Genomic DNA, 11947 nt, shown 5'->3' on the forward strand with positions numbered 1-11947 from the left:
CAGCGCTACCGTACTCTCCTTTAGGCACAGCCCCCTACCGTCGCCCTACATCACGGGTTCGCGCAGAGCGCGGCATCTTCCCGCGCCAATTGATACCGATCGCACTCTTCGGCGGTTGGCCGGCGCGAGCGGGCCAACGCCAGTTCAAGCGCCCGTGCCACATCAATCGGCAACCTCACGACACTGCCATTTGCGCCGGCAATTACCACCTCGCTGGAGCTGCTGAATGCGATCGCCGCCGGCACGCCATCGACACCCATCCGGGTCAACTCGACGCCATCGGCAATCCGCCAGATCTTTGCCGTTTGATCAAATCCAATCGTTGCGATCAGTGTACCACTGGGGTCAAACGCAAAGCCAGCAATGCCGCCGCGATGGGTCGCCGGCAAATTACGCAAGCGGAGCGAGGCGCTCTCACGCAACAACAATATGCCCTCATTCGATTCACTCACCACGAGCGAGCCGTCAGGGCTAAACTGCGCGTAGCCATTGGCGCGGTCATCAGCCGCTTCAACCACCACCTGCATCGCCCGGTAATCCCAGATCAGGGTCTTGCCATCGCGAGTGACAATTGCCAGCCACGGTTGGGTTGGGTGGATCGCCGCGCCGGTGATGATGTCGGTTTTCATCAACTGGCCCAGATCGAGCGTCACCAGCGGGCGCGTCGTCGATTCCGGCCAGCGCCAGAGGAAGGCTTGCAGACGGCTGCTGGTCAACAAGAGGCTGCCATCGGCATTAAAGGCCACGTTACGCACCCGTACCTCGTGCGGGATACTGGCTTGTAACCTACCGGTCGCCACCTCCCAGATACTGGCTACGCCATCGGCGCTCGCCGCTGCCAGCCAGCGTCCATCCGGACTGAAGGCTAGCAGCTCGATCGCATCGCTGTGGTGGCGTAATTGCTGGGCCGGGCCGGTAGCATCGCGGAAGAGCGCAATTACGCCGTTTTCGCCACCCACCGCCATCGAGCCACGTTGCGGATCAGCGGCTAGCACCGCTGGCGTAAACTGCTGGATGTCACCCACGGCCCAAAACCGTACCGAGCCATCAAACGAAGCGGTTACAGCCTCGCGCCCATTGGCTAGCCAATGGGTCTGGCTGATTTGATCGGTATGGCCGCGCAATACCGTGATCGTCTTGCCATTGGTCAAATTGACGAGATAATCGTTGCCGTCGTTTGACGCAAGCAACGCCAGCGCACCATCAGGACTGAGCCAGAGATCGTTGAGCGTGGCGCTGAAGGTAGCAAGTACAAAGGCATCTTGGTCGCCGTTCGTTTCAAGCAGGCGCGTCCCCTCTACCAACACCAAACTGCCCACCGGCGTGTAGGCCAGCGCACTGATCGGCTGCGTCCCAATCGGCTGGCGGGCAAGCTGCTCACCGTCACGCAACCGCCATACGAACAGCTCACCGGTTTGGGTGGCCGCAGCAATGCGCGCGCCAGCGGGATCGATCGTCAGACTCACCAGCGGTACGCCCTCTTCACCACCTATCACCACCTGCCGCCCGCTGGCCGCATCCCACCGCCGCAACCAACCATCATAACCAGCGGTATAAACACTGTTGCCATCAGGCCCAAACACCACATCGAGCAGGCGCACACCTAAGGTCGCGTCCTGTTGCACCGTCGCATGACCGCCCGTCGCTGCCGGATGCAACCAACGAGTGGTCTGATCGGGATTGGCCGTTGCCCACCCCATTACCATTCCATCCCACGTTACCGCAACCAGCTTGCTGCTATCGGGGCTAAACGCGAGCGCCGCCACCAGATCAGACGCACCGGCCAGCCGTTGCATCCGGCCATCGGCCCGCTCAACTAACACTACTTCAACCGCACCAGCCTCAGAGATCGTCGCTGCTGCCCACCAGCGATTATCAGCACTCACGGCTAATGCCGTCACCGATGCGCCGAGATCGACCGTCTCACGCGCCCTCGACACCACCAGCGCCCGGTAAAGGATCGCTTCCGCCGCCAAATCAACCGGCTCGTTCCGCTCACGAGGCACCAACACCGCCTGCCGGGCCAGCAACAGCGACAGTTGCGGATCGACTGCGAGGTTCACTGCCGCTTCGGCAGCCAGTTCGCGAGCGCGGGCCAAGCGCGACAGGCGATCGGCCTCGCGGTAGGCGAAAAAAGCAGCCGTAGCGGCGATCAGCATCACCACCGCCAGCACTGCCGACACCACCCCCAGCCGCCGGATAAGCCGCTCGCGCCGGCGATCAGCATCGATCTCGGCTTGGCGTTCGCGACAGGCTTTGAGGAATTCTTCATCAATCTGCTCGACCTGTTCGGGATGCGCTGCGACCCACTCCTGCGCCCCAGCCAGATCGGCATCTTGCAAGAGCAAGCTAGCCGGACGATCGGTTACTGCCCACAGCGCCGCTTGGCGTTGAAACGGCGCCAGCCGCTCGCGCCATGCGGCATTATTCTGTCGCACCGGTTCGATCAGACGATCGTGAGCCAGCTCATACCACGTAAAATTGCGCCGCTGTTCAGCACGGATCAAATAGGCGTTGATCAGCGGCGGCAACGCCGCATTGGACAAGCCAGCGGTAACGCCCTCGCCGCGCAACACCTGATTGCGAATCCCGCCTGCCGTGATCAACTGCTGATCAAACCAATCGCGGATGACCCGCTCGCGCACCCCGCTAGCAGCGGCGGCAGCAGCCACCCGATCGGCATAATAATCGGCCAGCGCCTCATCAACCGAACCGATCATACGAAGGGCAGCGGACGTAATCGCTGCCCCCGCCGGCACCCCATCAGGAAACAGCCGCTGCCACAAGCGGTAACAGACCACCTGCAACTGTACCGGCTCGACCGTCGCGCCGAGCATCGTCTCCACCAGATCCGATACCAGTTGCACCCGCGCGCGGCGTAGATCGTCCACCAGACTACGAGCCGCCGCCAGATCAAACTCAACCCCGGCATCGAGCGCCGGACGGCGGATCGCCGCCAGCGCCGCTTCCGGGCCAAGCAGATCGAGCCGGAAGGTGTTACGGAACCGTGAGGGGAAGAAGTGGGCATATTCCATGAGCGGCGCGAGATAATCTTCGCGAATCACAAACAATGCCCACAGGAAGCGATTGGCACGCAACAGATCGCCCACCGTCCGGCAAAACTGCTCTTTCGCCGCGCGATTCAGCGGATCGACCGTCAGCAACTCTTCAAACTGATCGAAGATGAGCACCGTATCATCAGGATCGGTCTGTTCCGGCGACGCAATCAGCTCGGCCAACGACCGCTCGATCGCCTCGTCGCCACCGATCGAGAGCGCCGCGGCGGCCAAATAGCGATTGGCATCAGGCGACACACCAGCAGGCAGCGCCAAGCCAACCCGCACAATCGGCAATACCCGAAACCGGCGCGCTTCGAGGGCCGGGATCAAAGCGGCCTGTACCAACGAACTCTTGCCGGCGCCCGATGGCGAATAGAGCAGCACAATCCGCTCCGACACCAGCAAGCTGGTCAGATCGCGCAACTCGCGATCACGTCCATACAACCGGTGTTCGCGGGTAAAGGCGCGTGGCCCCAGATAGGGATTGTGGCGTAACATTTCCATTAGAAACCGCGTCGGCGCCGTGGCCGGTCACTCTCGGCAAGCTGAACGGCAAGGGCCACGCAGAAATCGCGCGGACTGCCCCAAAAGATACTAATGGCGGCTGTATCTTGAAAATAGGCTTCCAAATAGCGAATCGCCCGATCCGGCTGCAACACCTGATCTTCACGCGGCATCAGTTGGCCGGCAATCTGCACGTAGCGCCGCCGCCGGGAAGCGCCGCGCAAAGGTTTGATCAGACTGTGGAACAGCGTGCGAAAACCGATATCCTCCAGCTCAAAGCCTAAGAAGAGCAACGCGCTATCAGCCAGCGCATCACGCACAATCGCCGGAATACGCTCGCGTTCGGCGGCAATGTTGATCAAAAAATCAAAATAGTCGTCCTCGGTCAATACCAACGTTTCTGGTTGTTCAAACCTCCCGAACAGATGGAAGAGCAAGGGCCGCTCGGCGCTCGGGCGATAATCCGGTTCACGCTCGAAGATCGAGGGCAGCCGATCAAGATCCTCGTTCCACCGGCATACCTCAATAACCGGTTGCTTCCCCGCTTCAAGCAACGCCTCACTCAGCATATTCGAAGCGTTTGCCGTCACATAGATCGGCAACGGCTGCGCGGCCAAGGTCCGGTACGGGTCAAACGGATCGCGCGCCCGCTCATAGCGGCCAATCGTCCGGTAGAGGTCGAGCAGATCGAGCCGGTCAAGATCAGGCAATACCTCGCGGTATTCATCGATCAACGATTGGCGGAGCGTCTCGATCAATGACCGGCGCGGAAAACGATAATCGTGTTTAATCGAGAGGAATTGGGCCACATACGCCAACTGCTCACGCTCGTAATCCTCCATCGGGTAGCGATAGCGTTCGGCCCACATCCGCGCAATCATGCGACTGGAACCGAGGCGAGTCTCGGCCATTTGCGGGCCGATCACCGGCGTGCAAAGACCATCGCTCATATAGCCGGCAATCGCCTCGATCTTCTCGGCGGTATCGCGCTCATCGGCAAAACCGGGCACATACCAGATACGACCACTCTTAAGGCGCGAATAGAGCACCGGCATCCAATGATCAGGCAAATCGCGCACCGCGCCGCGGGCCAGCGCCATCGCCGCATCAATCACGCCATCGTGGAGCAGTTCTTTGCAGAAGGACGGCACAAACCGCTCGGTCAAGCGCATTGAGACATTGCCTTGCATCGCGATCACCGCCGGAATGCCGGCTTCGGCCAAGCGCGGCCCGATCGCCGACAGCGCACCGTTATCGGTGGTCATCCCGCCGGCGCTCTGGCAGGCGATCAACATCACCAAGCGCGGACGTTCGCTGAGTTCGCGCAGGCGCTGGCAAAACGACGCGCCATCAACCCGCTCAAAGGCGTTATCCGGCTTGACCAGCCAGAGGTAGGTATTGCCTTCTACATAGCTGCCGTGCGCCACCAAATAGAGGACATCAAACGGGCGGCCTTCACGAGCCGCCCCGCGCAAAGCGGTAATGATCTGTTCAACTGTCGCCGCACCGGGTTCAGTAAGCTCAACCAGATCGAACTCGCCAAACCCTGCCCGCGCGCGGGCCAGTTCGCCGGCCACATCAACCGGTGCCAAGCCGAACCGCTCAACCCCGGCAGGATTGGCGATCGCAACCAGCGCGCGCAAAGCGCCGCGCGGGCGGGCGCGGATCGGCTGCACATCGTTGCTGGTGACATAGCGCGAAAAGAAGACCTCTTCACCCATCAGCAACGGCTCTCCGTCAGGCATGCGCAACGTCTCCCAACGCAGCGCATGCAACTCAGCAGCACTTGGGGCAATAAAGAGCCGGAAACGGATTGGGATCGGACGGCGACCGCGGCGAGCAATCGCGCGCGCAGCAGTAAACTGGGCAAGGATGTCGTCGTCGCTGAACAGCATCGCACCGAGCGCTGCGCCGTAAGCCGCCGGATCAGCGGCCACTTCGCGCAATCGCTCAAGATCAAACCGGATCGGATGCTCGCTGGTCCCCCGCTCGATCCGCACATCGACATCGCTATCGGGATCGCCAAACGATAGCGCCACTGCGTAGCCAGCATTGCCAAGACCACGCAGGCTCAATTCGAGGTCCAGCCGCTCATCCATGAGAAGCAAATTTCCGTGCAGGGCGCGACAGCATATGACTCAGTATAGCAGTCGCCGCGGTCTCCTGCAAGCCGGAATACGGAGGACAAATACAGTTAGGCCCAGCCGCAATGGTCTGGGCCTAACCACAGCAAAGGATGCGCTTACGGAGCCTCGACCGGCCAGTGGAACCAAGCCACAAACAGATCGCCGTGGGGGAGAGCGCCGACATAGTTGTCGGCAATCGCTGCGGTGCCATTGGGCAGACCGTACGCATTCGCCACTAGCTCAGCGCAAATCGCCAAGCCAAAGCCATGGCCATTGCTGCCATCACTGCTAAATGTAAAGCCGCCGCGGAACAGATCACTCCACTGCTGGCCGAAGCGCTGATCGAGCGCGCTGCGTTGCAGCGGATCGATCCGGTTTGCTATGACAAAACGCAGGCTTGGCGATGAGCAATCGAACAGGGGGTAAATGCCGACCATCACCCGATGATCGATGCTGTGGCGGGTGGCATTATTGATCAGATTGTAGATCACTCGATCAAGCGCCGAGAACTCGACGCACCGGTCGGCCACCACGCCGTTATAACGGGCATCAACCAAGACTTGGGCTGTGCCATCGGGTAAGCGATAATCAGCTTGCTGCCACTTTTCCAACAACAGATCGACGCCGTGCGCGCGCAGTTCAATATCGCGGGCCGTGCGCACCGGATCGAGATCGGGCACGCAGTTGCGCATAATCTTGAGGTGATCGCGTACCAATAGATAGATCCGTTCGACATCAGCCGGCTGCGCCTGATCGAATTCGAGCAGTTGGAGTTGGAGCGCCAACGCTTGCAACGACCCGCCGCGAAGATCGTGGATCACCTGCCCTAACACTGGATCTTGCCGGCTGAGTGAGATGCCGCGCAATTCCTGCATCAAATCGTGCCATCCAGTCTCGTGCAAAAACTGGCGCAACTTGCCGAGATCGACCCGGCGCATCTGGTCAAATCGGCTAAAAATTGCGAGCAGCGTATCATACAGTCGCCGCACCGCCGACTGCACATCATCTGGCAAAGCAGTTATGCTCACGCTGGTCACGCTGCGCACAAAGGGATCTTGGCGCAATAACGGCAAGTCACACGGCGCAAGGGATTTGACTGTTTCGTCGCTGAGGGGGAATGCGCCGGTCATAATAGCAGAACTCCTCTGTCATTGGCAACAAGGCCGGTACCTAAGCCTCTTGTCTCTAAAGTAGTTAAACGATAGTATAACGGATTTTTGAATCATTGGCGCAGCAATAGTAGTCAAGCCATCAAATTGCAAATATGTACTAGAAATCACATAAATTATCAGCGTGTGTTCCTTATTCGCGCAAAAATGCAGCGCACGCTTCGGGAATGCTCGGATTAATAAAAATGCCGCTGCCCATCTCAAACCCAGCCATATACGACAGGCGCGGCACCACCGCCAGATACCAATGAAAATAACCGTTTTCCGGCTCTTTGGCCGGCGTCGAGCGGAGCACCAGATTAAAATCGGGGTCGTTGAGCCGGTAGTAGAGCCGGTGAAAGACCTCGCGCACCACATCGGCTAAGCCATCGAGCTCAGACTCTTCGAGATGAAAAAAACTCGCCCGATGCTTGCGCGGCAAAATCCAGAGGTGAAACGGCGACGAAGCGGCGTAGAGCACAAACGCGACAAATGCATCATTCGCGTAGACAATCCGCTCATTGCGGGCCACTTCATCGGCCAGCATCGTGCAGAACACACACTGGCCGGTATCATCAAAAAACCGACGCGCCTCTTCGATCCGGTGGCGAATATCGCTTGGTACGACCGGCACCGCCATAATCTGGCTGTGCGGATGCTGCAACGAAGCGCCGGCCCGTTCGCCGTGATTCTTAAAGATGACAATCTGCTCGATCCGCGGGTCGGTGCTCATGGCCTTTCCGCGACTGAGGTAGACTGCCAACACCGCCCGCACCTCGGCATGGGTCATCAGGCCAAGAGTTGTGTTGTGGTTCGGATGCTCGACCAGCACTTCGTGGTAGCCATAGCCGCTGATCGTGCGCCGCACCCCGTCAAAATGGCGTACCACCGGCCCATGATCGTTCAAGGCCGGATACTTGTTGCGCACAATCCGCAACTGCCATGACCCAACTGCCGGATAACGCTCAACTTCGAGATCGAGTTCTTCGTTGCCAACGCAAAAGGGGCAATGCGGATCGTGGGGCGAACGTTCGGCAGTGAGCGGTTGCTGGCGGGTTTCAGTAAACGCATTGGGACGGCGCGCGCGTTCACTGGCAATGATCACCCATTCACGGGTGGCAATATTCTGCCGTAATTCGGACATGAGGCTTGCTCCACAGCGGACGGTCAGCCGCAGCGTTGCGCTATGCTTTGTATTGTAGCCGCGATGTGGCCGATGAGCAAGTTATGCTAGTTGACAAACACACACCGAGTAGCGTACACTAATACATCAGATGATATGATCTTTTGGGAGAGGCGCTTATGCCCCTTGCCCGGCAACGGTTAGTCGAACAGGTCATCGAGTACCTGCGCCAGCAACTGAAGACGCAGACGTACCCCGTCGGCAGCCGGTTGCCACCCGAACCGCAACTGATGGCGCAGCTTGGCGTCGGGCGCTCGACGGTGCGCGAGGCGATTCGGGCGCTAGTCCACGAAGGTTTGCTCGAAGTGCGGCAAGGTGACGGCACCTACGTGCGCGCGACGGCGGTCGCTGAGCCGTTAGCCGCGCGGCTGCGGCAGGCGAAGGTGCAAGAAGTGCATGAGGTGCGGCGCGCACTGGAGCTAGAGGTGGTAGCATTGGCCGCCGAACGGCGCAGCGAAGCTGATCTGACCGCGATCCGGCACTGGTTGGCGGCGCGTTCGGCGGCGCTGGCCAATGGCGATACCGCCGCGGCGCTTGCCGCTGACATCGAGTTGCACTGCGCCATCGCCCGCGCTACTCACAACCCAATGCTCAGCGATCTCTACCGGATGTTTGCCGTCACCCTTCGCGACGCGCTCGGCGTCTTGTGGAACGTCGCCGCGCCAGCCGCTGATGATCGCTCGCATGTTGATCTGGTCGAAGCGATTGCAGCGGGAGATGTAGCAGCAGCAGTCGCGGTGACGCGCCAGATTCTGGCCCGGCACGAAGCGACGCTGCGCCATAGCGCCGGTGAGGCCTGATTTTTTACGCTCTATAACATCTGATGATCTGATGATTGAAAGGAATGTGACGTGGAACTCTTTGATTTCCTATTCATCTTCACCGCGGCGCTGCTGGCCGGCGCCCTGAACGCGATTGCCGGCGGCGGCAGCTTTTTTTCATTCCCCGCCCTCTTGGTGGCCGGTGTGCCGCCCATCGTGGCTAATGCCACCAATGCGCTGGCGCTGTGGCCGGGCACGCTGGCCAGCATCGGCGCCTACCGGCGCGAACTGCGCGGCCAGCAGCGTGATATTTGGCTCTTTAGCGGCTTGAGTCTGCTTGGCGGGTTACTCGGCGCAATCTTGCTGCTCTACACCGACGAGCGGCACTTTACCGCGCTGATCCCGTACCTGTTGCTCTTCGCCACGCTGGTCTTTACCTTTAGCCCGCAGATCACCCGCTTAGCCCAGCGGATGGTCGGCGAGGGCGACGGCCAGCGCTGGCTGGTCATCGCGATCTATATTGCTATCGCTATTTACGGCGGCTTTTTCGGCGCTGGATTGGGCATTCTCACGCTGGCTGCGCTGGCCTTGCTCGGTCACGACAACATTCACCGGATGAATGCGCTGAAGACGTTGCAGGCGGCGCTCGTCAACGGGATTGCGGTGGCGACCTTTGTTGCCACCGGCTTGATCGCGTGGCTGCCGGCCCTGATCATGACGATCGGCGCGATCGCCGGCGGCTATGGCGGTGCGGCGATTGCCCGCCGGATCGATGCCAGCCGGGTACGGATAGCCGTGGTGGTGATTAGTATCGGGTTGACGGTGTGGTTCTTTATCCGTAGCGCGTGACCGTCACGCTGCCGGCAGCGTAAACCAGAAGGTCGAACCTTGTCCTTCTTGGCTACTGGCCCAAATCCGGCCACCGTGCCCTTCGACCAGATGTTTGGCAATCGCCAAGCCCAAGCCGGTGCCGCCGGCATGGCGGGTGCGCGCCCGGTCAACCTTGTAGAAACGCTCGAAGATCCGGCGCAACTCGCGGCTCGGAATGCCAATGCCGGTATCGCTGACGCTAATCAGCACCCACGTGCCGGCGGGGTGCGGCGGACGATCCTCACGCGAGGGCGGATCGTCTACCGTAATCTGCAGCACACGCGCCGCAACGGTGATCGTGCCGCCTTCGCGAGTAAACTTGACCGCATTGTGCAACAAATTGAGCAATACCTGCCCAATCCGGTCACCATCCATCAGCGCCGGCAGCAGATCATGCGCCGGCTCGGCGCAGATGGTCTGCTGCTTCCGATCGGCTTGCGGACGGATGCGTTCCACGGCCCGCTCGATCACTGGCCAGACCGCCAGCGGCGCTAACTTGAGCGACACCCGCCCCGACTCAAGCTGCGAGAGTTCGTGCAATTCATCAACCAGTTGCGTCACCGCATCGATCTCTTGCGCCATCTGATCGAGCATTCTCCCGGCAATATCAGGCGGCGGCGCCGATTGCAAGGTCTCCACCAGCAACTTAAGCGAGGCAAGTGGAGTGCGCAACTCGTGCGAGACGTTCGCCACCAAATCGCGTCGCGCCCGTTCGAGCATGCTAATCTGAGTCAAGTCACGAATAACGATCAACGCTCCCTCCGACTGACCGGCTTGGGCGACCAACGGCACATAGTGCAAATGCAGTGTGCGACCGGTCGCCAACGGGCGAATCGTCAATTCTCGCCATTCACCGTCGGCGATCACATCGTGCGCTAGCAGATCAGCTTGGTGATCACGCAAGAGCGTAATTAAGCCGCTGCCGATGACATTCGCCTGCCCGGCGAGCAGATGGGTCGCCGCATCATTGTGAAAGACGATCTGGCGCTCGGTGTTAACCACAATCACGCCGGTATCGACCGCTTGGGCGAGGGCGAGGAACAGGGGCTGGCGTTGGGGAACGAGTAAGACGGGAATGGGGTCAATCAGCATTGCCGACGAATTGTCAGACGAAACCATCAGGTGATCCTGTTGCGGCTCAGGCGAGGCGAGCGATGGCATAGCGGCGCTCGTGTCTAGCTTGCGCTCAAACCGACGCCAACGGCGGACGCTGAGGATCAAGCTCATCGCCAGCACTACTGTAGCCACCGTTAGCGTCAATTCAAGCAGGGTCATGCAGATTCTGTGCTGTTGGCTGTACGCTGCCGGGTTAGGGAAACCGGTTTGGTCACGCTCATAGATAGCATTACACGGGACAAAGCGCGCGCAGCAATCCCGACGAGAGAGCTGCGGTCACCACGGCTTCAGCCCTCTTAACTGGCGCGGATGCGGCGGCGAAGCTGCCGCATTCCCCAAAGCTACGCAACCCCAATCACGTCTGATCGGCAGGCGGCTCAAACCGGTAGCCGACGCCGCGCACGGTCTGAATATACGTCGGCTTGCCGGGATCGGGTTCAATCTTTTCGCGCAACCAGCGAATATGGACATCGACGGTGCGGCTGTCGCCGATGAAATCTTGCCCCCAGACTCGTTCGAGGAGCAGATCGCGGGTGAGGGCAATGCCGCGATTGCGCATCAGACAGGTGAGCAGGTCAAACTCTTTTTGGGGCAAGTTGAGCTCTTGGCCGTTGCACCAGGCCCGCCGGCTGCTGGTATCGACTCGGATCGAACCCGCCTCCAGCACCTCACGGACAATCGAGTGGGGCTGGCGTTCGCTGCGGCGCAAAATAGCGCGCACGCGAGCCAGAAACTCGCCGAGGCTGAACGGCTTGCTAATGTAATCATCAGCGCCAAGTTCGAGGCCGGCAATCCGATCGACCTCATCTTGGCGGGCAGTGAGCATCATAATCGGCACATCGCTCTCTTGGCGGAGGATGCGGCAGACTGAGAAGCCATCGAGCCGGGGGAGCATAATATCAAGCACCACCAAATCGGGCTGATCGCGGCGGGCACGGTCAAGACCATGCACCCCATCTGCCGCGACAATCACCGAATAACCTTCGCGTTCGAGGTTATACCGCAGGGTCTCGGCCAGTGTCGTTTCATCTTCGACGATCAGAACCGTCGCCATAGCTGCTCCACACATGAAAACCGCCGGGAAAGGGCCGGCGGTCATTGCCACGTGGCGAATGTGGTCGGGGCGGAGGGATTTGAACCCACGACCCCCGCGTCCCAAACGCGGTGCTCTACCAGGCTG

At 60.2% G+C, this 11947-nt stretch carries 8 protein-coding genes; 2 read left to right on the forward strand and 6 right to left on the reverse strand.

Annotated elements, in window-relative coordinates; genetic code table 11:
- Window positions 1–50: 50 nt before the first annotated feature.
- From U9R61_RS13180 to galT, 4 genes are all read right to left on the reverse strand, one after another.
- On the reverse strand, window positions 51–3563 hold the full coding sequence (locus U9R61_RS13180; protein ID WP_322489282.1) for an AAA family ATPase: 3513 nt from the start codon (window positions 3561–3563) through the stop codon (window positions 51–53).
- Window positions 3563–5662, reverse strand: coding sequence for a CHAT domain-containing protein (locus U9R61_RS13185; protein ID WP_322489283.1), 2100 nt, complete (start codon window positions 5660–5662; stop codon window positions 3563–3565). Before U9R61_RS13185 ends, U9R61_RS13180 begins: the two co-directional genes overlap by 1 nt.
- A gap of 143 nt (window positions 5663–5805) precedes the next feature.
- Window positions 5806–6819, reverse strand: a complete 1014-nt coding sequence (locus U9R61_RS13190) for an ATP-binding protein (protein WP_322489284.1) — start codon at window positions 6817–6819, stop codon at window positions 5806–5808.
- Window positions 6820–6991: 172 nt separating this feature from the next.
- Entirely contained in the window at window positions 6992–7981 is a 990-nt protein-coding gene (gene galT / locus U9R61_RS13195) for a galactose-1-phosphate uridylyltransferase (RefSeq protein ID WP_322489285.1), read from the reverse strand.
- A 158-nt stretch (window positions 7982–8139) separates the two neighbouring features.
- On the opposite strand from galT, the gene U9R61_RS13200 reads away from it, so the two are divergent.
- Together U9R61_RS13200 and U9R61_RS13205 are read left to right on the forward strand one after the other, a co-directional pair.
- Window positions 8140–8820 carry a FadR/GntR family transcriptional regulator gene (locus U9R61_RS13200; protein WP_322489286.1) on the forward strand — a complete coding sequence of 227 codons (681 nt, stop codon included), beginning with the start codon at window positions 8140–8142 and terminating at the stop codon, window positions 8818–8820.
- A gap of 51 nt (window positions 8821–8871) precedes the next feature.
- Entirely contained in the window at window positions 8872–9630 is a 759-nt protein-coding gene (locus tag U9R61_RS13205; protein WP_322489287.1) for a sulfite exporter TauE/SafE family protein, read from the forward strand.
- A gap of 3 nt (window positions 9631–9633) precedes the next feature.
- Here U9R61_RS13205 and U9R61_RS13210 read toward each other — a convergent pair whose 3' ends face one another.
- Together U9R61_RS13210 and U9R61_RS13215 are read right to left on the reverse strand one after the other, a co-directional pair.
- On the reverse strand, window positions 9634–10926 hold the full coding sequence (locus U9R61_RS13210) for a sensor histidine kinase (protein WP_322489288.1): 1293 nt from the start codon (window positions 10924–10926) through the stop codon (window positions 9634–9636).
- Window positions 10927–11122: 196 nt separating this feature from the next.
- Window positions 11123–11821, reverse strand: coding sequence for a response regulator transcription factor (locus tag U9R61_RS13215; protein ID WP_322489289.1), 699 nt, complete (start codon window positions 11819–11821; stop codon window positions 11123–11125).
- Window positions 11822–11947: the final 126 nt, after the last annotated feature.

The sequence above is a fragment of the Chloroflexus sp. genome (genome assembly GCF_034431535.1).
GTDB lineage: Bacteria > Chloroflexota > Chloroflexia > Chloroflexales > Chloroflexaceae > Chloroflexus.

Coding starts and splice junctions, on each gene's coding strand:
- U9R61_RS13180 (WP_322489282.1), bottom strand. CDS start 3,563: ATGGAAATGTTACGCCACAATCCCTATCTGGGGCCACGCGCCTTTACC.
- U9R61_RS13185 (WP_322489283.1), bottom strand. CDS start 5,662: ATGGATGAGCGGCTGGACCTCGAATTGAGCCTGCGTGGTCTTGGCAAT.
- U9R61_RS13190 (WP_322489284.1), bottom strand. CDS start 6,819: ATGACCGGCGCATTCCCCCTCAGCGACGAAACAGTCAAATCCCTTGCG.
- galT (WP_322489285.1), bottom strand. CDS start 7,981: ATGTCCGAATTACGGCAGAATATTGCCACCCGTGAATGGGTGATCATT.
- U9R61_RS13200 (WP_322489286.1), top strand. CDS start 8,140: ATGCCCCTTGCCCGGCAACGGTTAGTCGAACAGGTCATCGAGTACCTG.
- U9R61_RS13210 (WP_322489288.1), bottom strand. CDS start 10,926: ATGACCCTGCTTGAATTGACGCTAACGGTGGCTACAGTAGTGCTGGCG.
- U9R61_RS13215 (WP_322489289.1), bottom strand. CDS start 11,821: ATGGCGACGGTTCTGATCGTCGAAGATGAAACGACACTGGCCGAGACC.